Source organism: Microbacterium sp. LWH7-1.2, from assembly GCF_038397755.1.
Classification (GTDB): Bacteria; Actinomycetota; Actinomycetes; order Actinomycetales; family Microbacteriaceae; genus Microbacterium.
The window spans coordinates 839,946-863,694 of sequence record NZ_CP151637.1; the positions used below are offsets into that span (position 1 = coordinate 839,946).

Here is a 23,749-nt window from a genome sequence, read left to right on the forward strand (position 1 = left end):
CGTAGGCAATGGCTACCTGGCACACCAAGGACAGCGCGCGCGAGCAGTGGCTCGACGCTGAGACCATCAGCGACGCCCTGCTCGACGTGCTGCTCGAGGTTGCCCGGGACCAGGTCATCGCCTACGCCCCCGCTTCGGGCACGCTGCTTCCCGGCGGCGAACTGGTCCCCGGAGACGACGTCTACCCGGTGGATCTCCTGACCCGCTACTCATACGGCCAACTCCGGCAGGCACAGAACCTGTGGAACGCCGGCCGTGTGGACTCATCCGGCGGCATCGGGGACGGTGGCGACTTCGTCATGCGTCCGATGCCGCTCGACTGGCATGTGAAGCAGATCCTTCGTCCCCGGAAGGGACGCCCGCGTGTCCGCTGACCAGACTGTGCGCGCATATCTGGTCGAGCAGCTCGCCCTGCCCGCCGAGTGGCACGTCATCCCGGAGCAGCGCTTTCCGGAGTCGATAGCCAAGACGACCGTGGTCTTGCAGCACGTGCGAATCGAACCGCTGTCGGAAGCTCCGATCGGACACCTCCGCCACGAGGTTGTCCTATCAGTCATCGATCCGCGTACCGACATCGCCGCTGCTGAGGACACGCTCGACGACACCGTCACTCAGATCCTGATCCGTGTCGACGGCCTCGAACGGGTCGGTTGGACCTCGGCCGAGAAGGTGCTCCACAGCGACCGGCCGGCGTGGAACCTGTCCCTGTTCGTCATCACCGAGTCCGCCGCGCCGGACCCCGAACCTACCCCTTAGGAAGTTTGAACATGGCAACCATCGCCGCGAATATCCGCCTCATCAAAGCGACCTTCAAGCTCGGAACCGACACCTACACCGAGCACGTCTCGCAGTATGAGTTTGTCCCGACGACTCCGTCGATCAGCTACACCGACGTGGGCGGTGTTGTTCACAAGCTCGCCGCGGATGAGTCGGACTGGACCCTGAACCTGACCCTGCTGCAGGACTTCTCCGCGACCGGCCTCGCGAAGTACATGCTGGACCATGCGGGCGACGAGGCCGAGGTGGAGATCGTCGACGGCCCCGCGACGTGGACCGCCGCCGTGACGTGCGTGCCGCCCCGCATCGGCGGTGCACCGAAGACTGTCGGCACCTCGCAGATCGCCCTGCCCAGCTCCAAGCCCTCCTGGGCTGCGACCCCGGCCTGATCCACCGATGACGGGCCGAATCAGCGCGCTCGTCTCCCGGGACCTGCAGACCCTCATCGCCGCCGCCGAGAGTCTCGACCGGGAGGTGGCGGCGCAGAACCGCAAGCACACCCGCGCGAACATCGAACCGATGTGGCGCGAGGAGGTCACGTTCCGCATGGGCACGCGGCTGCAGGCGCGCGTCCTGGTGGACACCGCGCGAGTGAGTGTCCGCGACTCCAACGTGACCCTCAAGGCCGCGCACATCGGCAAGGTGCATGGCACACCCGCCGACCGGCTCAAGGGCGGAGCGGAGTTCGGCGCGAACCCCAACAAGCTCATCACGCAGCGTTCCCGCAAGGGCAAGGCATACAAGCGTCGTCTCGGTAACGCGTTCGGCGCACCCCGCCGATCCGGGAACGTGTTCCACCCTGCGGTGCGGGCGTTCGGGCCGCGAGCGGTGTCGCTGTGGATGCAGACCACCGCCCGAACCGTCGCCGAGACCTTCGACAAGGCGGGTGCCTGATGGCTGGGTATCAGGTCGGGATCGCTTCGGAGACGAAAGCCTTCAAACAGGGTGTCCAGACCGGCATCATCGACCCGCTCGAGGACGCACAGAAGGAACTGCTGAACCTCGGCAAGTCGAAGGGTCCGGAGCAACTCGAAGCGGAGATGCGCGGCGCGCAGACGGCTACCGAGAAGCTCGGCGACGAGACGCGCAAGACCGCCGACGACATCGAGCGTGAGTACAAGCGCGCGTATCGCGAGGCCCGCGAGGCGTCCGATGACGGCATGGGCAAGATGAAGACCGGGGCGCAGGAGCTTCAGTCCGAGGTCGGCCAGAACATGGGGGAGGCGTTCTCGTCGTTCCGCGGCGAGATCGAGGACATTGGCCAAATTGGTCAGGACACCCTCGGCGGCCTCGCTGGCACCGTGTCGCAAATGGGCCCTGCCGGCATCGTCGCGGGTGCCGGGTTGGGCGTCGCGGCAGGTGCTGTTGGCCTCGTTGCTGAATCCTTCACCAAGGCCAAGGAAGCGAGCGATGAGGCGAAGGAATCGGCGTATGAGTACGGGTTGACGGTCGCCGAGTCAGGCAGGTTCGCTGATACCTCCGCGCGCATCAACGAACTGACCGGATCCATCGAGGGTCTCAAGCAGGTTCAGGACATCGCCACCGTGTCCGGGTGGGCGCAGAAGGATGTGCTGACCGCGATGGCCACCGGCGACGGCCTACCTGCCCTCACGAATGCGTTCGACGAGGGTGCGAACTCAACGCTGGTGGCGGTCGGCCGGGTGAACGAGCTACAGGGTGCGCTGGACGGGACCGCTCAAGGGTTCGATCTAGCCACCGACGCCGCGGATCTGAACGCCTCCGCCCTCTACGACCTAGCCACCAAAGCCGGCAAGGCGACAGGGGACGTCGACTACCTCAACCGCTCGATCGTCGAGATGCCGGATGGCAAGCGGATCGTCATCGACGCGGCGACAGAGCAGGCCCACGAAGAGATCGACGCGGTCGACAGCCATAAGCCCGCCGACAAGACAGTGAAGGTCAACGCGGATACGTCGGATTGGGATGCCGCGGTCAACCGGATCAAGTCCACCGGGATCACCGTGAACGGCAACGTGCGGTACCGGACCCCTGACGGGAGGTACCTCGAATGAGTGCGACGTTCACCCGCTACCCGTACACCGGACCTGCGGACCAGATCACCCCGGTTGGGATCGAGGCACCGTGGACGTCTGCGCGCGCCGCACGGACCATCGCGCACCAGCTCCTTGAGTCAGAGACAGCGTTGTACACCCTCCGGCACCCGGAGCCGCGAACCGGCTCCATGCTGCTGCACTTCGCGTCCTCAGCCGACGCCCACTCCGGCGCAGCCTTCTTTGCCACCCCGGCCGAGTTCGACCTGTTCCCCGTCGACCCGCCAGAGTTGTCGGCCCGTTTCGTTGTCATCGGCGGTTCCATCGCGGTCGCTCAGACAGCGGTCGACTGGACCGTCACGGTGCCATGGAAGGAGGTCCTGCCGTGAACTCCGTCCGGTACGAGTTCACCGCGGATGTGTGGGACCCGGACGCCGAGGCATGGCTGCCGCTGCCGGTCACGAACATCCGCCCGAGCATCAACAAGGACCGGGTCCCGTTCACCGACGCCAGCCTGTCGCTCGGGCCGCTCCTGGCGGACATGGTCGACCTGCTCGACCCGCGCCGCAACAGCCCCACAGTCGGCCCCACCGTGCGCTGGCAGATCACCCAGTTGAGCGCCTCGGGCGACGTTATCGGACGTCTCCCGGCAGACGCCCCGGCCCGGATGTGGCCGCGCGACATCACCCGATCACTCGGCGCGGCAGAACTCACCCTGCAGGGCGGTGAATCGATGATCGACGACAAGGTCCGCATCGACCCCATCTACGGTGCAACGACGCCCAGCACATGGGCCGGCCCGAACGTGCGAAGCCTCGTCGAGTGGGCTCTGGAGGGGATCTTCCCCGGCCGTACCGACAACACCGTCACGGCCAGCGATGAGCTGGGGGCCACCGCCCTCGAGACGCCATCTCTGCCTGCCGAAGCCGTAGCGGTCGGCGAGCAATACGCACCCGTCATCGACTACCAACTCACGGCGCTCGGATGCCGCCTGTACGACCCGTGGGGGCATGGGTGGGTTGTTGCTGGTCGGGAGACCCCGCCGACGTTCGACGGCGCGCCTGTCACCGTCAGGCTGAGCACCCACACTCCCGGCGACAACCCGCACCTGCCGTCCGACGTTCTCCCGATCGTGACCGCGCTGGAGGACCGCATCAGCCGCGACTCTGACTGGGCAGACGTCGTTGTCGCCCGCGGCGTCGACACGTGGGCCGGCGCGACCCGCTCCTGGCAACACACCGCCACCGCGGCGCACGGCACACGCGGACGGATTGTCGAGATCTCCGAGCGACGCCCCGACTTCAACATCGCAGCCGACATCGCTAACCGGGCGCTGCGCCGCGGCCGGGACATCGCCATCACCGCACGTGCACGACTGGACATCCTGCCCGGGATGGACGTCGAGCTGTACCTACGCGAGGAGACCATCACGGCACTTGTCGTCTCCGTCGAGTGGGACTTCGACCAGGGAGCTATGACTATCCACGCACAGTCCGCGGTAGCAGGCACGCCGTCACTTGAGACCGGGGAATCCGAGACCTCCGCGCGGACCGCCGATGCCGTGTACGACGAACTCAACAGCACCATCACCGCCCTCGGCGACGGGCTCAGCGGCTACGTCGACGGCCGCATCCAGATGCACGACGCCGCCGCGGAACGTGAGATCGCTCGAGGTGGGATGTGGCGATGACCATCGTTGACGAAGAGTGGACCTTCTCGACCGAGAGCGACGCCCGGTCCCTCGTCACGGACTGGCTACCTCGGATCCGCCCGTACGTGCTCAGCAAGTTCGGATGGCTGGAACGTCGCGGCAACTGCATGGTCACTGCCGATGACCTGATCCAGGTCGCATCGATCGCCCTCATGCGCCACGCAGAACGGTGGGGAGACCACCTCGCGGACTCCCTCGGTGTCGACCCCGACACGGCCTTCGACGGCGGGGAGAACGCGGGCCTGTTCTGGACCACGCTGAGAGAGGACGTCGAACGCGCGATCTACCGGTACCGACACCGGGACGCCAGAGACGACGAGTTCATGGACAGCTTCGACAACGTCGGAGAAGACGGCGAGAGCGACGCCGAGAAGCGCACATCGCTCCGCACTCCGGGCACCGGAGTCACCTGGGGAGTCGTCCGCGAGAACGTCATGGACTACTACCTCTTCCTGCCACAGCGGGACAGGGTGATGATCGCACTCCGCTACTTCGACGACCTCAAGCACGCTACCGTCGCCGAACTCCTCGGCGTGCAGACCGCCACCGTGAGACAGCGGGACAAGGTCCTGCGTGACGAGTGGACCACGGTCGCCCGCAACCAGTACGCCGAGCACCCCACGCCGCTGCCAGAACGTCGAACCAACATCCAGTGGGAACCGTCCGAAGCCCTCACCGCCTACATTCGTGACCGGTGGCGCAAAGACATCCACGAGTACCTCGGCATCGTCACCATCGCGTTCCGCGAAGACATCGGATACCTGTCCCAGATCCTCGGCTCGGAACGCACGTACGCCGCCGACGCGCACGCCAGCAGCCGCATCCTCTCGCCCTACCAAGACGCGCAGATCGACAAGTGGTACGCCGCCGGCATGAGCATGCGCGAGATCGCCCGCGACCTCGGCGTCGCATACCACCTCGTCACCGAGTACGTGAAGAGCGGACGAACCTCCGCAGCCGCCTGACAGGAGAGGGCACGGCGGGGCAAACTGAGCGAATGAAGCAGACCGATGCACCCACGATCGGCAATCTCATCAGCGAACTGCAGAAGTACGACCCCGCGTTCGTCATCACCTTCGGCTCGGACGAGCCGCCCGAGGGCGTGGACGAGGTAGTCGACCTCGTCACGCGAGAGCCATACTGGCGGGAAGCGAGCAAAGCGTGAACAGTGGTCCGCTGATCGGCGTGGATGGCGTCTTCGACCCGGACGCCATGCAAGTAGATGTCGCTCGCATCGGTGGGCTAATCGCAGATGATCCCGACGACGACGCCGGCGCGAATGAGTTGGTGCGGATCTTCGAGGCGTCGGGACGATCACGGCAGTACGCGGCATCGGTCGCGGACGCGGTAACCCGCGACGTCACCGAATTCGCTCTCAACCACCCTCCGTCATCGATGGCGGTTCGCCTGAATCGCCGGCTAGGCCTCGTCCGGCAGGCGGCGCGGGACATCCTGGCGTAGTCCGCAGAAAGTCCGCAGAAGTGCCAGCGGAGCGCACCGCCCCCCAACCATGCCCAATCATGGATTGAGCCCCTGACCAGGCATATCGGCGCGCGCCAACGAATGCCAACCTTCGCCAACTGCGGCGTGCACAGAACCCGGCGTACAGGCCGGCCCATTCGCCCTCCGCCAGACCGCGCCGCACCCGCGCGGCCCGCCCCGACGTCGCGGCGGCCGCGTCAGCCGCGCGCGAGCGCGGCGGCGCCGATGATGCCCGCGTTGTTGCGGTGCACCGCCGGCACGATGGGCGTCTTGAGGTCGAGCAGATGCAGGAACTTGTCGGAGTGCTTCGACACGCCCCCGCCGACGACGAACAGGTCGGGGCTGAAGAGGAACTCGATGTGGCTGTAGTACCACTGCAGCCGTTTCCCCCACTGCTCCCACGTGAGGTGGTCACGCTCCATCGCGGAGTACGCGGCGTAGGCCTCGGCATCCTTCCCATGACGGGCGCGCTGCACGTGGCCGAGCTCCGAGTTCGGCACCAGCACGCCGTCGTACAGCAGCGCCGAGCCGATCCCGGTGCCGAGCGTGGTGAGGATCGTGAGTCCTGGCCGATCCTTCGCGGCGCCGTAGCGGACCTCGGCGACGCCCGCGACGTCCGCGTCGTTCGCGAAGTGGATGTCGCGGCCCAGGCCGTCCTCGAAGAACTTCTCGGCCTCGAAGTCGATCCACTGCTCCGACACGTTCGCGGCCGACAGGGTGCGGCCGTGCTTGACGATCGCGGGGAACGCGACACCGAGAGCGACCGACGGGTCGTCGGCGACCCCCAGGGTCGAGAGGACCTCGGTGACCGCCGCCAGCACGTCGGGCGGATGGGCGCCGGCGGGGGTCGCGACCTTCACGCGATCGCTGACGAGTTCGCCCCTGTCGAGGTCGACGATCCCTGCCTTGATTCCGGTACCGCCGATGTCCACGCCGACGGCGCGTGCCGCGTCAGATGCCATGCCGACAGCCTATCGACGCCGACGGCGTCGCCGACGAGGCGTGCGTCAGTAGGATCGTGCCGAGGGCGACCAGCCCGCGATGCGAGGAGCGTGCAGGATGACCAGCGGCAGCGACAAGTACTGGTACAACCTCAAGACCGGTGAGGTCGAGAAGGGCTTCGAATCGCCCGCGCCCGACCGCGCCGGCCCCTTCGACACTCCCGAGGAGGCGGCGAAGGCCCCCGAAGTGATCAAGGAGCGTTCGCGGGCGTGGGCGGCGGAGGAGGCTCGCGAGGACTCGTGGGGCGCCGACACGGTGTCAGGCGAGGGCGCCGGCGACCAGTAGTCTGGCTTTCACCGCGGTCGTATTGACACCTCGGGCGATCCGGCACCGGAGAGGACGCGATGGACAAGCAGCGTGACTTCGTTCTGAGGACCATCGAAGAACGAGGCGTGAAGTTCGTACGGCTGTGGTTCACAGACGTGATCGGCACGCTGAAGTCCGTCGCCATCGCCCCCGCCGAAGTGGAGGGCGCCTTCAGCGAAGGCCTCGGATTCGACGGCTCCGCCATCGAGGGTCTGACGCGCTCCTACGAGTCGGACCTCCTGGCGCACCCTGACCCGACCACGTTCCAGATCCTGCCCTGGCGCGGCGAGATCGACCCGACCGCGCGCATGTTCTGCGACATCACCACGCCCGACGGGCAGCCGGCCGTCGCCGACCCGCGCCACGTGCTCAAGCGCACCTTGGCGAAGGCCGCCGACGCGGGGTTCACGTTCTACACCCACCCCGAGATCGAGTTCTACCTGCTGAAGTCCTCGTCCTTCGGCACCGAGGGTCCCGAGCCCGTCGACTCGGCCGGCTACTTCGACAACGTCCCCGGCGGCACCGCCCACGACTTCCGCCGGCGCTCGGTCCGCATGCTCGAAGACCTCGGCATCTCCGTGGAGTTCAGCCACCACGAGGGCGGCCCTGGCCAGAACGAGATCGACCTGCGCTACGCGGACGCCCTCACCACCGCCGACAACATCATGACGTTCCGCACCGTCATCAAAGAGGTCGCGATCGAGCAGGGCGTCTACGCGACGTTCATGCCGAAGCCGATGACGGGCAAGCCCGGCAGTGGCATGCACACGCACATGTCGCTGTTCGAAGGCGATGTCAACGCGTTCTACGAAGAGGGCGCGCAGTACCAGTTGTCCAAGGTCGGCCGCCAGTTCATCGCCGGCCTGCTGCGCCACGCGAACGAGATCTCGGCCGTCACGAACCAGTTCGTCAACTCGTACAAGCGCCTGTGGGGCGGCGACGAGGCGCCCAGCTTCATCTGCTGGGGCCACAACAACCGCTCGGCCCTCGTTCGCGTGCCGCTGTACAAGCCCAGCAAGGGCCAGTCGTCGCGTGTCGAGTACCGCGCGCTCGACTCCGCCGCGAATCCCTACCTTTCGTTCGCGCTCATGCTGGCGGCGGGCCTCAAGGGCATCGAGAACGAGTACGAGCTCCCCTCTGAGGCGGAGGACAACGTCTGGTCGCTGACGGATGCTGAGCGCCGGGCTCTCGGCTACGCCCCGCTGCCGGCGAGCCTCGACCACGCGCTGGAGTACATGGAGGAGTCCGAGCTCGTCGCCGAGACCCTCGGCGAGCAGGTCTTCAATTACGTGCTGCTCAACAAGCGCCGCGAGTGGCAGGAGTATCGCTCGCAAGTGACCCCCTTCGAGCTCAAGAGCAACCTCGAGATGCTCTGAGGCCGGCTGACGCATGTCCGCGAGCGACCGGCCGGCGTCCCTGACCCCACTCGCCCGCCTGGGCTTCAGCCGTCTCACGGATGCCGAGGAGCTCCTCCACGAGCTGTCGACCCTGCTCGAGACGACACGCGACGTGCTGCTCGATGGCGCCGCCCACGCGGCGGACCCTGACGAGGCACTCAATGCGCTCGCCCGCATCGCGCGTCGCGACGCCGCGTCCGTCCAGCGCGCCCGTGAGCGGCCCGCGGCCTGGCGCGCGCTGTGGGCGCTGCTCGGCGCGTCGACCGGCTTCGGCGAGTTCTTCTTCCGGCACCCCGCAGAGGTCGACCAGCTCGCCGACGCGGGGGAGCGACTGCCCACGCCGGAGGAGCTGCGCTCGGAGCTGCTCGCGTCGATCGACGCCGTCGACGGATTCGCCGCCGAGGGCGGCGAGGGCGCCTGGGTCGCGCTGCGCGTGCGGTACCGCCGCATGCTCGCGCGCATCGCCGCGTACGACCTCTTGAGCCCGGCACCGGTCGACGAGGTGGCATCCGTGTCGGCACGACTCGCGGATGCCGCGGGCGCGGCGCTCGAGGCATCCCTCGCGGTCGCCCGCACGCGCGTGTCGGGAGGCGCCGTCGGCGCGGGGCTGTTCCCGCGCGACCAGGTGGCGCGCGCGAAGCTCGCGATCATCGGCATGGGGAAGACCGGAGCGCGTGAACTCAACTACGTCAGCGACGTAGACGTCATCTTCGTGGGCGGGGGCGACGACGAGGCGATCGAGGAGCTCGGCGAGAGCCGCATCGTCGACATCGCGACACGACTGGCGGTTCAGACGATGCGCGGCATCTCGGGCGTCGAGATCGAGCCGCCGCTGTGGGAGGTCGACGCGAACCTGCGGCCGGAGGGCAAGCAGGGTGCGCTGGTGCGCACGCTCGACTCGCACCTGGCGTACTACGACCGCTGGGCGAAGAGCTGGGAGTTCCAGGCACTGCTGAAGGCGCGGCCCATCGCGGGCGACGAAAGCCTCGCGCAGGCGTACATCGAAGCGGTGCAGCCGAAGGTGTGGACGAGTGCCGCCCGTGAGAACTTCGTCGACAGCGTGCAGCGCATGCGCGAGCGTGTGACCGAGCACATCCCGCCCGCCGACGTGCCGTATCAGCTCAAGCTCGGACCAGGCGGCATCCGCGACATCGAGTTCACCGTCCAGCTCCTGCAGCTCGTGCACGGCCTCTCGGACGATCGCATCCGTCAGCGCGGTACGCTCGCGGCGCTGGACGCGCTTGTGGCCGAGGGGTACATCGGCCGTGCCGAGGCATCCGCCTTCTCGCGTGACTATCGCGTCCTGAGGCTGCTCGAGCATCGCGTGCAGCTGCGCCAGCTGCGCCGCACGCACCTGATGCCGTCGCGTCCGGAGGAGCTTCGCGTCCTCGCGCGCGCGACGGGCCTCGCCGACACCGGTGACGGGATCTGGCACCTGTGGGAGTCCGTCAAGCGCGAGGTGCGCGACATCCATGTCCGGCTCTTCTATCGCCCGCTGCTGTCGGCGGTCGCCGCACTGCCGGCCGACGAGCGCGTGCTGTCGACCGCGCAGGCCCACGACCGTCTCGCGGCGATCGGCTTCGCCGACCCCGCGGGTGCGCTGCGCCACATCGCCGCGCTCACCACCGGCCTGAGCCGCAAGGCGACCATCCAGCGGCACCTGATGCCCGTCATGATCCGCTGGTTCGCCGACGGCGTCGATCCGGATTACGGCCTCCTGGCCTTCCGTCGGCTCAGCGAGCGGCTCGGAGACACCCACTGGTTCCTGCGCATGCTGCGGGACTCCTCGGGCGCCGCCGAGAGCCTCTCCCGAGTGCTGTCCGGCTCTCGCTACGTGGGGGAGCTCATCGAGTGGATCCCCGAGTCGGCCGCGTGGCTGGACGACCCGGAGCTGCTGCGTCCCCGTTCGGGAGCGGCGCTGCAGCAGGAGGCACGGGCGATCCAGACCCGGCATGACACCACGGTCGACGCGATGCGCTCGGTGCGAGCGCTGCGACGCCGCGAGCAGCTGCGCATCGCGATGGGGGCGATCCTCGGAAGCGTGACGATCGAGGAGGTCGCGGACTCGCTCACGACCATCACAGACGTCACGATCCAGGCGACCCTGCGGGCGGTGCGCCGTGAGGTCGTGCCCGCCGAGGACGCCGCCCTCGACTTCTCGGTCATCGCGATGGGACGCTTCGGCGGCGCGGAGCTCGGCTTCGGCTCCGACGCCGACGTCATGTACGTCTATCGGCCCAACGGCGTCGACCCGCAGCGCGCGCACGAGCTCGCCCTGAAGCTCGTCGCCGCGCTGCGCACCCACTCCGAGGACCACCGCGTCCCGCTCGAGCTCGACGCGGACCTGCGCCCGGAGGGCCGCAGCGGCCCGCTCGCCCGCTCGCTCGAGGCGTACGAGGAGTATTACCGCCGATGGGCGCTGTCGTGGGAGGCGCAGGCGCTGCTGCGGGCGCGCGGGGTCGCCGGGAGCGTCAAGCTCATCGGCGACTTCATGAAGCTCGCCGATCGAGTGCGCTACCCCGAGAGGGTCGACCTCGCCGCCACGCGGGAGATCAAGCGCATCAAAGCCCGTGTCGAGAGCGAGCGGCTGCCACAGGGCGTCGACCCATCGCGACATCTCAAGCTCGGCCCCGGCTCGCTCAGCGACGTCGAGTGGCTCGTCCAGCTGCTGCAGCTGCAGCACGCCCACGCCGTGCCCGAGATGCGCACGACGTCCACGCTGGGGGCGCTGCGTGCCGCCGAGAGCGCCGGACTCATCCCCGCCAGCGCCGCGGACCGCCTCGCGGAGGCCTGGCGCCTCGCGAGCCGCCTCCGCTCGGCCAACACGCTGCTGTCGGGGCAGACGAGCGACGTGCTCCCGGTCGACCGCAAGAAGCTCGACGGCATCGGCCGGCTCCTCGAATATCCGCCGCGGTCAGCCACGCAGGTCGAGGAGGACTACCTCGGCACCACGCGTCGCGCACGTCGCGTGTTCGAGAAGCTCTTCTACGGCTGACACGGATGCTGCGACCCGCGCCCGCTCACGGGCCGGGGCAGTGCGGGATGCCGTCGACGCGGTCGCCCTCCAACGGGCTGCCCGTGACGGCGGCGACCACGCGCACCGCCCGATCCCAGTAGCGGGCGTAGTGATTCGGGTCGGCGTTGACCTGCGTGGGGTGGGCGACGAGGGTCGGCTCCACCGCAGCCCGGTCGGGTACGCGTGCCGCCATGGCTCGATAGAACACCGTCGCGGCCGTGTACGGATCGAGGCGCGCCTCGCGCGTTCCCCAGGAGTCCTGCTGCTGGAACAGACCGATCGAGGTGGTGCGGGAGCCGTCAGGGTTGATGACGCCGCTCGTCTCCCAGTCGCCGTAGTCGATGTTGCGCAGCGATGATTCGCCCATCGCCGTCATCACCGCGATCGTCTGGTCTCTCGCATCGAATCCGAGGTCCCTGCCGGCGGCGAGGATCGTGCAGGCGTTCGTGAGCTGCTCGAAGCGATACCCGGCGACCGCGGGCTCGATGATCGGCGGCGGGACGGGCGCACCATCGTCCGGGGCGAGCGCGAAGTCGTCCGCCCACGACATCCGGAAGCTTCCCGCGAGGAGCGCCGCACCCACCAGGACGGCGGCGAACCGGATCACCGGAACGGCGATCGCCGCCGCGACCGGCCACCCGCGGCCACGCCGGCGGGCGTGACGCCGCGGCCTGCGCCTGCGCGCCGCCGGCGACCGACGCGTGGTGCGCCGTCGTGCCGTCGCGGTGGTGCGGGTGGGCATCGTGTTCGCCTTCTGTCGGTCCGGGCGCGGATGCGCTCGTTCAGCCTAGGCCGCGCCCCGGGTCGCGGCATCCTTCTCCCAGCGAACGCAGAAGCGGGCCCCGGTCTCCCGGGGCCCGCTTGCGGCGCTGGAACGTCAGACGCCGAAGTACAGCTCGTACTCGAACGGGTGCGGACGCGCGTTGAGCGGCTGGATCTCGTTCTCGATCTTGTACTCGATCCACGTCTCGATGAGCTCGGGCGTGAACACGCCGCCCTTGAGCAGGAACTCGTGGTCGGCGCGGAGCGCCTCGAGCGAGTCGAGCAGCGAGTTCGGCACCTGCGGGATGTTCTTCGCCTCCTCGGGGGGAAGCTCGTACAGGTCCTTGTCGACCGGCTCGTGCGGCTCGATGCGGTTCTGGATGCCGTCGAGGCCCGCCATCAGCTGCGCGGCGAAGGCGAGGTACGGGTTGCCCGAGGCGTCCGGCGCACGGAACTCGATGCGCTTGGCCTTGGGGTTGGAGCCTGTGATCGGGATGCGGATGGCCGCCGAGCGGTTGCCGGCCGAGTACACCAGGTTGACCGGAGCCTCGTAGCCCTTCACGAGACGCTTGTACGAGTTGAGCGTCGGGTTGGTGAAGGCCAGCAGCGCCGGCGCGTGCGCCAGGATGCCGCCGATGTACCAGCGCGCCAGGTCGGAGAGCTGCGCGTAGCCCTTCTCGTCGTAGAAGAGCGGCTTGCCGTCGAGCCACAGGGACTGGTGCGTGTGCATGCCCGAGCCGTTGTCGCCGAAGAGCGGCTTGGGCATGAAGGTCGCGACCTTGCCCCACTCGTTCGCCACGTTCTTGACGATGTACTTGAACTTCAGGATGTCGTCGGCCGCGTGCACCATGGTGTCGAAGCGGTAGTTGATCTCCTGCTGGCCGCCGGTGCCCACCTCGTGGTGCGCGCGCTCGAGGTGCAGACCCGACTCGATGAGGTGAAGGCTGATGTCGTCACGCAGGTCGGCCGTCTTGTCGACCGGGGAGACCGGGAAGTACCCGCCCTTGAACGGGGTCTTGTTGGCGAGGTTGCCGCCCTCTTCGGCGCGGCCGGTGTTCCAGGCGCCCTCTTCGGAGTCGACCGAGTAGAAGCTGGAGTTCTGCTTCACTTCGTAGCGGACGTCGTCGAAGATGTAGAACTCGGCCTCGGGCGCGAAGAACGCGGTGTCGGCGATGCCGGTCGAGGCGAGGTACTTCTCAGCCTTCTTGGCGACCTGACGCGGGTCCTTCGAGTAGATCTCGCCGTTGCGCGGGTTGTAGATGTCGAAGACCATGACGAGCGTCTTCGCCTCACGGAACGGGTCGAGGTACGCCGTCGACACGTCCGGGATCAGCTGCATGTCCGATTCGTGGATGTTCGCGAAGCCCCGGATGGAGGAGCCGTCGAACAGCTGGCCGACCGTGAAGAACTCTTCGTCGACGGTGGAGGCCGGGATGTTGAAGTGCTGCTGCACGCCAGGAAGATCCGTGAAACGGATGTCGAGGAACTTGACGTCCTCGTCCTTGATGAACTTCAGCACCTCGGATGAATCTTTGAACATGAAGACTCCAGAGGTAGGGCATTCGGATCCGCCCGTACGGGCCGGGCACTTTGGCAACGTACCCGCAGGGCATTGCCCTCCAGTATCACTTGTGTTTCAGGGATGTTACGGCGACCTGGGTACGCTGGGGAAGTGACGCAGAGCACCCAGGACTACCCCGGCGAACGCCTCGGACTGCCTCGTGAGGGCACCGGATCCATCGGCCGTCTGGGCCGCCGCGTCGGCGCTCTCTTCCTCGATTACGGCGCCGCGTACCTCATCTCCGGCTTCTTCGGATGGGACCCGCTGGCGATCCTCGCGATCTTCGCCGCCGTCCAGATCGTGTTCCTGCCGACGTTGCAGGGGAGCCCCGGTCATCGCATCTTCGGTCTGCGTCTCGTGCGCCTCGACGGCATGTGGGTGGGCCTGTGGCGTCCCGTGATCCGCACCGCCCTCCTGGTCCTGGCGATCCCCGCGGTCATCTGGGACGCCGACCAGCGGGGCCTCCACGACAAGGCCGCAGGCACGGTGCTCATCCGCTCCTGAGACGACAGAACCCGGCCGGCGTCTCCGCCGGACCGGGTTCGTGCGCGTACGCTCAGCGTGGACGCGGCGCGCGGACCTTCGTGGGGTCGATGCCCTTCGGGATCGGCAGCGACGTGAGCGACTGCGAGACCGACTCGACGCGCTTGATGACCGCGGCCATCGTCGCCCGGTCGATCTTCGTAGGCAGCGCCTTGATGGTCGGCGCCAGCTTGGAGATCGGCGTCTCGCCCTCGCCGTGCCCCACGTACAGAACGGTCAGGGGAACGCCGGAAGCGACGCGCTGCACCTTGGAGCGCTCGTCGTTCACGAGGCGGGTGAGGCGGCCGCGGGCACCCTCGCCGACGATCACGACGCCGCCGCGACCGATCGCGCGGTAGACGGCCTCCTGCGTCTTGGGGTTGATGCCCACCGGCATCTCACTGGCCTGCCACTTGCGGCCCAGCGACGTCGAGAGGACGTGACCGGTGGCACCCGGCATCCCGTCGATCTTCTTGTACATGGCCCGCGTCGACAGACGCGTCATCGTCATCATCGACGCGAGGACGCCCAGCATGAGGCCGGTGACGCCCCACAGGATGACGCTCCAGATGGCGACCGGCGGGATGAGGAAACCGATGCCGACGCCCACGGCGATGCCGAGCAGGAGGATGCCGATCAGCAGGAACGGCAGCCAGCGGAACTCCTTCTGCGTGAAGGTGTAGAGGGTGCGGATCTGGGAGAAGAATCCCGGGCCCTTCTCGGGGGCGGAACTGCGCGCGGCCATAGCCTCCAGCCTACCTTTTCGCGGGCTCCTGCTCGGCTCCTCCCCAGCCGGGGAGGCACAGCATCCATCCACAGCCGTCGCGGGAGCGAGACGGCCGGGGAGCACGGCGCCGCACACTGGCGACATGACGACCGCCGACGGCTCGCTCAGGAGCCCCTACCGCGCCATCCGCGCGGTGCGGGCGCGGGATGACGGCCCTTGGCCGGGCACTCTTGTCCGCACCGCCGGGGGCGACGCGTGGGTGCTCGTGGACGCCGCCGTCCTCGGCCCGCAGTGGAGAGGATGGGAAGCCGCACCCGACGGCCACGTGCTGGCTCCGGTCGACGTCGTGCGACGCCTCGACGGACACGATGTCGTGCTGCCGGTGTGCCCCGAGCGCCTCGAGGACTTCGTGCGCCGACGTGCCGCGCGGATGCCGCTCAGCCTGGGTGAGGCCGTCACGCTGGGCGTGAGCGTCCTGCGCGGCTGCGCGCAGATCGCGAACGAGCCCGAGGCTGCGGGCGACTGGTGGCTCGACGACGCCGGCAGGCCCGTGCTGGCGACGGATGCCTCGGCCCGGCGGGCGTTCGAAGCGTCAGCGGGCGTCCTCGAGCAGGTGAGTGTCGACCCGCCGGCCCAGCGCACGTGGCAGACCGCGCTGCGCGCGGTCACCGCGGAGCGCATCTCGGTCCACGAGCTGGAGGCGGTCGAGGAGGCGCTGTTCGCCCTGGCTGACGCGGAGCCGCTCAGTGCGGTCAGCCTCGGCCCCCGGAGCGCCACCGAGGCCGTTGCTCGTGCCCATGAAGAGACGCGCGTGGCCGGCGTGCCACATGAGCCCGCACCGCGTTCGATGTGGCAGACGCTCGTCGCCGGCGTGGACGACGAACTCGCGGACTCCGTGTCGCGCGCGACGACAGCGCTGTGGCGGCGACTGCGGCGCACGGGGGACGGAGCGAAGACCGGGTCGCGACGCGCGCCGTGGCTTGTCGGCGGAGCCGTCGCGGCGGCAGTCCTCGCCGGCGGCGCGCTGTGGCCGACCGCGAGCGGGGTCGCGACCGACGACCGAGCGAGCGCTGCGCCGACCGCGTCACCCGAGCCCGCAGCATCCGTTCCGGCCGCTTCCGCCCCACCGGCGACATCGGCTGGCGGGGCGCCGGCGGGGGAGTCCGCCGACCTCGCTCGGATCACGGGAGAGCTGCTGGACGCACGCAACGCCTGCGCCGGCGACGACGACGCCTGCCTCACGGACGTGACCGTGGACGCGATGCCGCTGGCCGGCGGCGCCATCGACCTGCCCGCCGCGGGGCGCAGCGTGACGCCCCTCGATGACTTCGGCGACATCGCGGTGCTCCGGGTGGATGCGAGCGACGCGGCCGTCCCGTCGCAGATGGTCGTCATCCTGCGCACAGACCAGAAATGGCTGCTGCGCGACGTCTCCGACGTCGCGCAGCAGCCCTAGATGTGATGTCCAGGCAGGTTGTTGATCCTGCTGATGGGTGGGGCTCCGATTGCGGAGTGTCGCCTGTGGTGATTGTAGAAGTGGATCCAGCCGGGCAGGGCGTCGCGGCGTTCGGTCTCTGACGGGTAGAACTTCGCGTAGGCCCATCCGTCGGCCAGCGTGCGGTGGAAGCGCTCGATCTTGCCGTTGGTCTGCGGGCGGTACGGGCGGGTGCGCTTGTGTCTGATGCCGAGGTCGGCGCAGGCGTCTCGCCAGGCAAGGGACCGGTAGCAGGAGCCGTTGTCGGAAAGGACGCGCTCGACGGTCACGCCGTGATCGGCGAAGAACGCGATCGCGCGGGTGAGGACGCCGACGGCAGTCTCGGCTCGCTCGTCGTCGTGCTCTTCGACATAAGCCACCCGCGAGTTGTCGTCGACGACGGTGTGGAAGAACCCGGTGCCGGTCCTCGGCTTGTGGTCCTTGCCGCGCGGCAGTCCTGGCGTCTCGAGCTTGTTCCGGGCGCCCTGCTGCCGTCCGACGAACCGGTGCCCGCCGCCGTCGGGGATGCGACCGAACTTGGTGACATCGACGTGGATCAGTGCGCCGGGATGGTCGTGCTCATAACGGCGGATCGGCTCCCCGGTGACCCGGTCGATCGCGGAGAGGCGGTTGAGGCCGCAACGCACCAGAACCGCGTGAACGGTCGACGGAGCCAGACCGAGCTCACCGGCGATCTGGACCGGGCCCAGCCGACGCCGCCAGCGGGCCTTCACGATCTTCTTCACAACCGGCGACGGCGTCTTCGCAGGCATCGAGCGGGGGCGGCTCGACCGATCCGACATCCCCGCCGGCCCCTCGGATCGGAATCTGGCCGCCCACTTCCGGGCTGTCACGGTCGAGACCATGAACATCTTCGCTGCCACCTGCAGTGGCCACCCCTCGTCGACGATAAGGCGCGCGAGGCGCAGTCGGGCACGGGGAGTCAGAGCAGCGTTAGCGTGGGACACGAGGGCCTCCTGCGTTCGTGAAGCGGTTGAACTAGACAGCTCCACTTCACAACCGGGAGGCCTTCGCTACTCAGCTACTCCGGGCGTGTCCCGAAACAACGTCCCTGGACATCACACCTAGAAGCGGGAACCGCCCCGATCAGATGCCCAGGTTGCCCTCGAACGCGGCGGCCTCCAGGCGCGTCTTCACGGCACCGAGGAAGCGCGCAGCGTCCGCACCGTCGATGACGCGGTGGTCGTACGACAGCGCGAGGTAGACGTACGAGCGCACCGAGATCGCGTCCTTGCCGTCGACCGTCACGACGCCGGGACGCTTGACGACCACGCCGGTGCCGAGGATCGCGGTCTGGGGCAGGAACACGACGGGGGTGTCGAACAGCGCGCCGCGCGAACCGGTGTTGGTCAGCGTGAACGTGCCGCCCGCGAGCTCGTCGGGCTTCAGCTTGTTGTCGCGCGTACGCGCGGCGAGGTCGGCGATCTCGTGAGCGATCTGGGCGAGGTTCTTGCCCGCCGCGTCACGGAGCACCGGAGTCAGGAGTCCGCGCTCGGTGTCGACCGCGATGGAGAGGTTCTCCGTCGCCGGGTAGACGATCTGATCGCCGTCCACCGTCGAGTTGACGACGGGGTACGCCTGGAGCGCCTCGGCGGCGGCCAGCGCGAAGAACGGCAGGAACGACAGCTTGTCGCCGGTCTTCGCCAGGAAGTCGTTCTTCACCTTGTCGCGGAAGGTCGCGAGCTTCGTGACGTCCACCTCGACCACCGAGGTCAGCTGCGCCGTCGACTGCATCGACTCCACGGCCCGCGAGGCGAGCACCTTGCGAAGACGCGACATCGGCTGGGTGGTGCCGCGCAGCGGCGACACCTCGAGCGGCGCGGGCGCGGGCGCAGCCGCAGCAGCGGCAGGAGCGGACGCCGCGGCCTCCGCCGCCTTGAGCACGTCCTCCTTGCGGATGCGACCGCCGACGCCGGTGCCCTTCACCGAACCGAGGTCGACGCCCTGCTGCTGAGCGAGGCGACGAACGAGCGGCGTGACGTAGGTGATCCCGTCCTCCTCGGCGACAAGCGCCGGAGCGGCGGGCGCCGGGGCCGCGGCGGGAGCGGGAGCGGCAGCCGGGGCGGGAGCAGCAGCGGGGGCGGGAGCGGCCGCGGGAGCCGGGGCAGCAGCGGCAGCGGGGGCCGGAGCGGCCGCGGCAGCCGGGGCGGGAGCCGGGGCGGCTGCGGGCGTCGGAGCCTCGGCGGCCGGAGCCGGTGCCTCAGCGGCCGGAGCCGGTGCCTCAGCCGCCGGTGCCTGAGCAGGCGCCGCGGCGGCGGGCGCCGCACCTGCCTCCCCGATGCGGGCGAGCGGCGAGCCGACGGCGACGGTCTCGTCTTCGGCGACCAGGATCTCGGTGAGCACGCCGGCGAACGGCGACGGGATCTCGGTGTCGACCTTGTCGGTCGAGATCTCGAGGAGCGGCTCGTCGACGGCGACCTCCTCGCCGATCTGCTTGAGCCAGCGGGTGACGGTGCCTTCGGTGACGCTCTCGCCGAGCTCGGGCAGGACGACATCCTTGCCTCCGCCTGCGGACGCGGCGGGCTGCTCGGCAGCGGGTGCCGGCGCGGGCTCGGCCGGGGCTGCCGGAGCCTCGGCGGACGGTGCCTCCGCGGGCGCAGCCGAGGCGGCCTCAGCGGGCGCGGCCTGAGCCTCGGCGGCGGCGGCCTCGGGGGCCGGAGCGGCGGCGGGGGTACCGGAGCCGTCACCGATCTTCGCCAGCACAGCGCCGACCTCGACGGTCTCGTCCTCCTGCACGAGGATCTCCTCGATCACGCCGCTGACCGGCGAGGGGATCTCGGTGTCCACCTTGTCCGTGGAGATCTCGAGCAGGCCCTCGTCCGCCTGGACCGTGTCGCCGACGTTCTTGAGCCAGCGGGTGACCGTTCCCTCGGTCACGCTCTCGCCGAGAGCGGGGAGGACCACGGATGTGCTCATGAGGATGTCTCCTTCTGAAGAAATATCGGATCTAGCTTAGTGATGGGGCGCGCCCCGGAGGGTCACAGCGCGTGCAGCGGCTTGCCCGCCAGAGCGAGGAACGCCTCGCCGAGCGCTTCGGACTGGGTCGGGTGCGCGTGGACGAACGGCGCGATGTCTTCGGGGTGGGCTTCCCAGCCGACGACGAGCTGTCCTTCGGTGATGAGCTCGCCGACGCGGTCGCCGATCAGGTGGACGCCGAGAACCGGGCCGTCCTTGACGCGCACGACCTTGACGATGCCGCTCGTGCCGAGGATCTCGCTCTTGCCGTTGCCCGCGAGGTTGTACTCGTAGGAGACGATGCCGTCCGCACCGTGCGCGTCGGCGGCCTGCGCCTCGGTGAGGCCCACGGACGCGACCTCCGGGTGGCTGTACGTGACCTTGGGGATGTGGGCGTCGGGGATCACGACGGGAGACAGACCCGCGATCTCCTCGGCGACGAAGATGCCCTGCTGGAACCCGCGGTGGGCGAGTTGGAGGCCGGGGACGATGTCACCCACCGCCCACACGTGGTCGACCCCGGTGCGCAGCCGCTCGTCGGTGATGACGAAGCCGCGATCGATCGTCACACCGGCCTCCTCGTAGCCGAGGCCCGCGGTCGCCGGCCCGCGCCCGACGGCGACGAGCAGGTAGTCCGCCGTGAACGTCTTGCCGTCCTCGAGCGTCACGGTCACCGCGTCCGCGGTCTGCGACGCGCTCTGGAACCGCACGCCGAGGGAGTACGGGATGCCGCGACGCCGGAACGCGCGCTCGAGGCCCTTGCTGAGCGCGACGTCTTCGTTGGGCACGAGGTGGTCGAGCGCCTCGACGATGGTGACCTCGGCGCCGAACGAGCGCCAGACGCTCGCGAACTCGACGCCGATGACCCCGCCGCCCAGGATGACGACGCTGCCGGGGATCTCGTCGAGCTCGAGGGCGTGCTCGCTGGTGAGGATGCGACCGCCGATCTCGAGCCCGGGCAGCGTCCGGCTGTACGAGCCCGTCGCCAGCACGACGTCGGTGCCGCGATAGAGGTCGTCGCCGACGCGGACGGCGGGACCTGCCTCCAGGCGCCCCTCGCCGTTCACGACGGTGATGCCGCGGGCCTTGACCATGCCCTCGAGTCCCTTGTACTTCTTCGCGACGATGCCTTCGCGGTAGGCGCGGACGCCCGCCGGGTCGATGCCCTCGAAGGTCGCGCGGATGCCGATGGCCGCAGCATCCCGTGCCGTGTCGGCCACCTCGGCCGCGTGCAGCAGCGCCTTCGTCGGGATGCACCCGCGGTGCAGGCAGGTGCCTCCCACCTTGCCCTTCTCGACAAGGGCCACGGTCTTGCCGAGTTCCGCGGCGCGGAGCGCGGCCGCGTAGCCGCCGCTTCCACCGCCGAGAATGACGAGATCGAAGGAGTGGTCGGTCATCGTGCCTCCTCATCGAGGTCTGCCAGGACGAAGCGGATCAGGCTGCGCACGGTGGCGGCAGTCGGTCCCTTGTCGGTGAAGCCGTACGGCGCGCCCTTGTGGGTCCCGCTGCCGGCGATGTCGAGATGCACCCAGGGGATTCGAGGCGCATCCGTCTCGTCGGCGGTGCGGCCGACGAAGTGGCGCAGGAACAGTCCTGCGAAGAGAGAGCCGCCGGCAGGGTCGCCGATCTTGGCGTTCTGCAGGTCGGCGATGGGGGAGTCGAGCTCCTCGACCATGTGGGCGGGGAGGGGCAGCTGCCATGCGGGCTCGTCGGCCTCGGCAGCCGCGGCGAGGTAGGTCGCCACGGCGTCGTCGTCGCCCATCACGCCGGTGTGGCGCGTGCCGAGGGCGATGAGGATCGCACCGGTGAGCGTTGCGACATCGACGATCACGTCGGGCTTCTCCCGGCTGGCCGCGACCAGTCCGTCGGCGAGCACCAGGCGGCCCTCGGCGTCGGTGTTGAGCACCTCGACGGTCGTGCCGTCCAGGAGGCGCAGCACGTCGCCGGGTCGCGTGGCGCGGCCCGACGGCATGTTGTCGGCGACGCAGAGCCACGCCGTCACCTTGACGGGAGCGCCGACGGATGCCGCGGCTCGCAGCACACCGAGCACCGTGGCGGCGCCCGCCATGTCGTACTTCATCCCGACCATCGACGCGGCCGGTTTCAGCGACAGGCCGCCGGTGTCGAACGTGATGCCCTTGCCCACCAGCGCCACGTGCCTGGCGGCGCCCTCGGGCGCGTACTCGAGGCGGATGAGGCGCGGCGGGCGATCCGAGCCCTGTCCTACGCCGAGGATCCCGCCGAAGCCCTGCTCGCGGAGCGCCCCCTCGTCGAGGACCTCGACCGTGACCGGCAGGTCCGCGACGGACTCGGTCGCACGCGCGGCGACATCCGCAGGCCCGAGCCATTCCGCCGGGGTGTTCACGAGGTCCTTCACGAGGGCGACGGATGCTGCGGTCTCGACGATCAGCCTCAGCGCGGCGTCGTCCGGCTCTGCGGTGCCGTGCACGACCACGCGCTCCGCACGAGGCTTCGGCGCTTCGGTCTTGTACCCCTCGAAGCGGTAGCCGCCGAGCGCGGCGCCCTCCGCGGCCGCCGTCCACAGCGACGGATCGGCGAAGGGTGCGGCGACGGCGACCGTCGCGAACCCGGTGATGGCGCGGACCGCCGCGCCGACCGCATCGCGCAGGGCCGCGGCATCCGGAGCCGAACCGGTCCCCACGACGGCCAGCGGAACCGTCGTCGCATCGGGCACGTGGACCCGCACCCAGGCACCCACGGCGCCGGTGAAGCCCACTCCCGACAGCGCCTCGGCCAGGCCCGGCCAGTCCGAGAGATCGGGGCCTCCGTCGGCGTCGAGCGGGGGGAGCGCGAGGAGGAGAAGGTCGGCGTCGGACTCTCGGACGGATGCAGTGCGGTACTCGAGGTCGGGGAACGACATGGTCTCCATCCTAGGGACGACGACTGTTCGCTCTGAGCGCGACCGTCACGACCCGAGCTCCGCGGACGACTCGTAGCATGGGTGCATGCCTTTTCCCGGCCCGCTGTTCGAGCGTGCGGCTTCAGCGCCGCCCGTGCCGCGCGGGCTGCCGCTGGTGATCGCCCTCACCGGGTTCACCGATGCCGGCAGTGCCGTGAGCCGAGTGATCGACTACTTCCGCGACGAGCTCTCGCCGACGCCCCTCGCCGTGTTCTCCAACGACACGCTGCTGGACTACCGCGCACGCCGCCCGATCGTGTCGTTCGAGAAAGATCACCTCACGGACTACCGCCCGTCCCGCCTGGAGCTGTCGTTCGCCCACGACGCCCTCGGGCAGCCATTCCTGCTGCTGGCGGGATACGAGCCGGACTTCGCCTGGGATGCCTTCACCGAGGCGATCCTGGAATTCACCGAACTGTACGGCGTGTCGACGGTGACGTGGGTGCATGCGATCCCGATGCCGGTGCCTCACACGCGCCCGATCGGCACGACGGTGAGCGGCACCCGGTCGGAGCTGACCGAGGCGCACTCGGTGTGGCAGCCCCACACGCAGGTCCCGGCGACGGCGGGCCACCTGCTCGAGTACCGGCTCGCCGCCGCGGGCGTGCGCGTCGCGGGCTTCGTGCTGCTGATCCCGCACTATCTCGGCGACACCGAGTACCCCGCCGCCGCTCTGGCGGCTCTCGACAGCCTCACCGTCGCGACGGGGCTCGTCTTCGCGGGCGACGAGCTGCGCGAGGAGAACCGCGAGTATCTCGAGAAGGTCACAGAGCAGATCGAGGGCAGCGACGAGCTCGCGCGCATGGTGCAGGGCCTCGAGGAGCGCTACGACGCCTACATGGCCGGATCCACTCTCGCGACCCCGATGATCCACACCGGCGACCTGCCCAGCGCCGACGAGCTGGCCGCCGAACTCGAGCGGTTCCTGGCATCGCGACCCGCGGAGGACGACAAGCGCGGCTCCTGATCGCGCCGGCCCGCGCGTCGGAGGAATTCGACGCCCGCGCGGGGTGTTGACACGAGAGATGGAGGTGCGCCGGTCCCGGCGGGGCGATGCTGGCGGCGCACGGCAAGTATGAGATACTAGACGCTCTGACCCGTTGT

General features: G+C 69.3%; 24 protein-coding genes. 16 read left to right on the top strand and 8 right to left on the bottom strand.

The window, feature by feature from the left end:
• Positions 1 to 8 precede the first annotated feature (8 nt).
• From MRBLWH7_RS04005 to MRBLWH7_RS04050, 10 genes are all read left to right on the top strand, one after another.
• The gene (locus MRBLWH7_RS04005) at positions 9 to 374 is read left to right on the top strand and encodes a hypothetical protein (RefSeq protein ID WP_341999387.1); all 366 of its coding nucleotides are present in this window, start codon (positions 9 to 11) and stop codon (positions 372 to 374) included.
• The gene (locus tag MRBLWH7_RS04010; protein ID WP_341999388.1) at positions 364 to 756 is read left to right on the top strand and encodes a hypothetical protein; all 393 of its coding nucleotides are present in this window, start codon (positions 364 to 366) and stop codon (positions 754 to 756) included. Before MRBLWH7_RS04005 ends, MRBLWH7_RS04010 begins: the two co-directional genes overlap by 11 nt.
• 11 nt (positions 757 to 767) lie before the next feature.
• Positions 768 to 1,166 (top strand): hypothetical protein, encoded by a 399-nt coding sequence (locus tag MRBLWH7_RS04015; RefSeq protein ID WP_341999389.1) that lies wholly within the window; start codon positions 768 to 770, stop codon positions 1,164 to 1,166.
• Positions 1,167 to 1,173: 7 nt separating this feature from the next.
• Entirely contained in the window at positions 1,174 to 1,671 is a 498-nt protein-coding gene (locus tag MRBLWH7_RS04020) for a hypothetical protein (RefSeq protein WP_341999390.1), read from the top strand.
• The gene (locus MRBLWH7_RS04025; RefSeq protein ID WP_341999391.1) at positions 1,671 to 2,810 is read left to right on the top strand and encodes a hypothetical protein; all 1,140 of its coding nucleotides are present in this window, start codon (positions 1,671 to 1,673) and stop codon (positions 2,808 to 2,810) included. The genes MRBLWH7_RS04020 and MRBLWH7_RS04025 overlap by 1 nt, the downstream gene beginning before the upstream one ends.
• Positions 2,811 to 2,980: 170 nt before the next feature.
• Positions 2,981 to 3,178 (top strand): hypothetical protein, encoded by a 198-nt coding sequence (locus MRBLWH7_RS04030; protein WP_341999392.1) that lies wholly within the window; start codon positions 2,981 to 2,983, stop codon positions 3,176 to 3,178.
• Positions 3,175 to 4,479, top strand: a complete 1,305-nt coding sequence (locus MRBLWH7_RS04035; RefSeq protein WP_341999394.1) for a hypothetical protein — start codon at positions 3,175 to 3,177, stop codon at positions 4,477 to 4,479. Before MRBLWH7_RS04030 ends, MRBLWH7_RS04035 begins: the two co-directional genes overlap by 4 nt.
• Entirely contained in the window at positions 4,476 to 5,465 is a 990-nt protein-coding gene (locus MRBLWH7_RS04040; RefSeq protein WP_341999395.1) for a sigma factor-like helix-turn-helix DNA-binding protein, read from the top strand. Before MRBLWH7_RS04035 ends, MRBLWH7_RS04040 begins: the two co-directional genes overlap by 4 nt.
• A gap of 32 nt (positions 5,466 to 5,497) precedes the next feature.
• Positions 5,498 to 5,665, top strand: coding sequence for a hypothetical protein (locus MRBLWH7_RS04045; RefSeq protein WP_341999397.1), 168 nt, complete (start codon positions 5,498 to 5,500; stop codon positions 5,663 to 5,665).
• Positions 5,662 to 5,961: a hypothetical protein gene (locus tag MRBLWH7_RS04050; protein WP_341999399.1), complete on the top strand. Its 300-nt coding sequence runs from the start codon at positions 5,662 to 5,664 to the stop codon at positions 5,959 to 5,961. The genes MRBLWH7_RS04045 and MRBLWH7_RS04050 overlap by 4 nt, the downstream gene beginning before the upstream one ends.
• A gap of 218 nt (positions 5,962 to 6,179) precedes the next feature.
• On the opposite strand, the gene MRBLWH7_RS04055 is transcribed toward MRBLWH7_RS04050, so the two are convergent.
• Complete coding sequence (locus MRBLWH7_RS04055) at positions 6,180 to 6,944, bottom strand: ROK family protein (protein ID WP_341999401.1); 765 nt, start codon at positions 6,942 to 6,944, stop codon at positions 6,180 to 6,182.
• 97 nt (positions 6,945 to 7,041) lie between these two features.
• Here MRBLWH7_RS04055 and MRBLWH7_RS04060 point away from each other — a divergent pair, with 97 nt between their 5' ends.
• Genes MRBLWH7_RS04060 through MRBLWH7_RS04070 form a run of 3 tightly spaced genes read left to right on the top strand, consistent with a single transcriptional unit; the run spans position 7,042 to position 11,682 of the window.
• Positions 7,042 to 7,269 carry an SPOR domain-containing protein gene (locus MRBLWH7_RS04060; protein ID WP_341999402.1) on the top strand — a complete coding sequence of 76 codons (228 nt, stop codon included), beginning with the start codon at positions 7,042 to 7,044 and terminating at the stop codon, positions 7,267 to 7,269.
• Positions 7,270 to 7,328: 59 nt separating this feature from the next.
• Entirely contained in the window at positions 7,329 to 8,666 is a 1,338-nt protein-coding gene (gene glnA, locus MRBLWH7_RS04065; protein WP_341999404.1) for a type I glutamate--ammonia ligase, read from the top strand.
• A gap of 13 nt (positions 8,667 to 8,679) precedes the next feature.
• Entirely contained in the window at positions 8,680 to 11,682 is a 3,003-nt protein-coding gene (locus tag MRBLWH7_RS04070) for a bifunctional [glutamine synthetase] adenylyltransferase/[glutamine synthetase]-adenylyl-L-tyrosine phosphorylase (protein WP_341999406.1), read from the top strand.
• Between the two features lie 25 nt (positions 11,683 to 11,707).
• Here MRBLWH7_RS04070 and MRBLWH7_RS04075 read toward each other — a convergent pair whose 3' ends face one another.
• Both MRBLWH7_RS04075 and glnA (MRBLWH7_RS04080) read right to left on the bottom strand, forming a co-directional pair.
• Positions 11,708 to 12,445, bottom strand: coding sequence for a peptidase M23 (locus MRBLWH7_RS04075; RefSeq protein WP_341999408.1), 738 nt, complete (start codon positions 12,443 to 12,445; stop codon positions 11,708 to 11,710).
• Positions 12,446 to 12,580: 135 nt separating this feature from the next.
• On the bottom strand, positions 12,581 to 14,005 hold the full coding sequence (gene glnA / locus MRBLWH7_RS04080) for a type I glutamate--ammonia ligase (RefSeq protein ID WP_341999410.1): 1,425 nt from the start codon (positions 14,003 to 14,005) through the stop codon (positions 12,581 to 12,583).
• Between the two features lie 132 nt (positions 14,006 to 14,137).
• Between glnA (MRBLWH7_RS04080) and MRBLWH7_RS04085 the strand changes: the two genes are divergently transcribed.
• Positions 14,138 to 14,530: an RDD family protein gene (locus MRBLWH7_RS04085; RefSeq protein ID WP_341999412.1), complete on the top strand. Its 393-nt coding sequence runs from the start codon at positions 14,138 to 14,140 to the stop codon at positions 14,528 to 14,530.
• A gap of 52 nt (positions 14,531 to 14,582) precedes the next feature.
• Here the strand turns inward: MRBLWH7_RS04085 and MRBLWH7_RS04090 are convergent, their stop codons facing one another.
• A complete protein-coding gene (locus MRBLWH7_RS04090) occupies positions 14,583 to 15,293 on the bottom strand; it encodes a DUF4191 domain-containing protein (protein WP_341999414.1) in 711 nt (236 codons plus the stop codon).
• 124 nt (positions 15,294 to 15,417) lie between these two features.
• Here MRBLWH7_RS04090 and MRBLWH7_RS04095 point away from each other — a divergent pair, with 124 nt between their 5' ends.
• A complete protein-coding gene (locus tag MRBLWH7_RS04095; RefSeq protein ID WP_341999416.1) occupies positions 15,418 to 16,731 on the top strand; it encodes a hypothetical protein in 1,314 nt (437 codons plus the stop codon).
• On the opposite strand, the gene MRBLWH7_RS04100 is transcribed toward MRBLWH7_RS04095, so the two are convergent.
• The 4 genes from MRBLWH7_RS04100 to MRBLWH7_RS04115 form a co-directional block, all read right to left on the bottom strand.
• Entirely contained in the window at positions 16,728 to 17,717 is a 990-nt protein-coding gene (locus MRBLWH7_RS04100; protein WP_341995282.1) for an IS481 family transposase, read from the bottom strand. The two genes, MRBLWH7_RS04095 and MRBLWH7_RS04100, sit on opposite strands and share 4 nt — an antisense overlap.
• Before the next feature lie 139 nt (positions 17,718 to 17,856).
• A complete protein-coding gene (sucB, locus tag MRBLWH7_RS04105; protein WP_341999418.1) occupies positions 17,857 to 19,686 on the bottom strand; it encodes a 2-oxoglutarate dehydrogenase, E2 component, dihydrolipoamide succinyltransferase in 1,830 nt (609 codons plus the stop codon).
• Positions 19,687 to 19,748: 62 nt separating this feature from the next.
• Positions 19,749 to 21,122 (bottom strand): dihydrolipoyl dehydrogenase, encoded by a 1,374-nt coding sequence (lpdA, locus tag MRBLWH7_RS04110; RefSeq protein WP_341999420.1) that lies wholly within the window; start codon positions 21,120 to 21,122, stop codon positions 19,749 to 19,751.
• Complete coding sequence (locus MRBLWH7_RS04115) at positions 21,119 to 22,606, bottom strand: leucyl aminopeptidase (protein WP_341999422.1); 1,488 nt, start codon at positions 22,604 to 22,606, stop codon at positions 21,119 to 21,121. Before MRBLWH7_RS04115 ends, lpdA begins: the two co-directional genes overlap by 4 nt.
• A gap of 85 nt (positions 22,607 to 22,691) precedes the next feature.
• Between MRBLWH7_RS04115 and MRBLWH7_RS04120 the strand changes: the two genes are divergently transcribed.
• Positions 22,692 to 23,612 carry a PAC2 family protein gene (locus tag MRBLWH7_RS04120; protein ID WP_341999424.1) on the top strand — a complete coding sequence of 307 codons (921 nt, stop codon included), beginning with the start codon at positions 22,692 to 22,694 and terminating at the stop codon, positions 23,610 to 23,612.
• Positions 23,613 to 23,749: the final 137 nt, after the last annotated feature.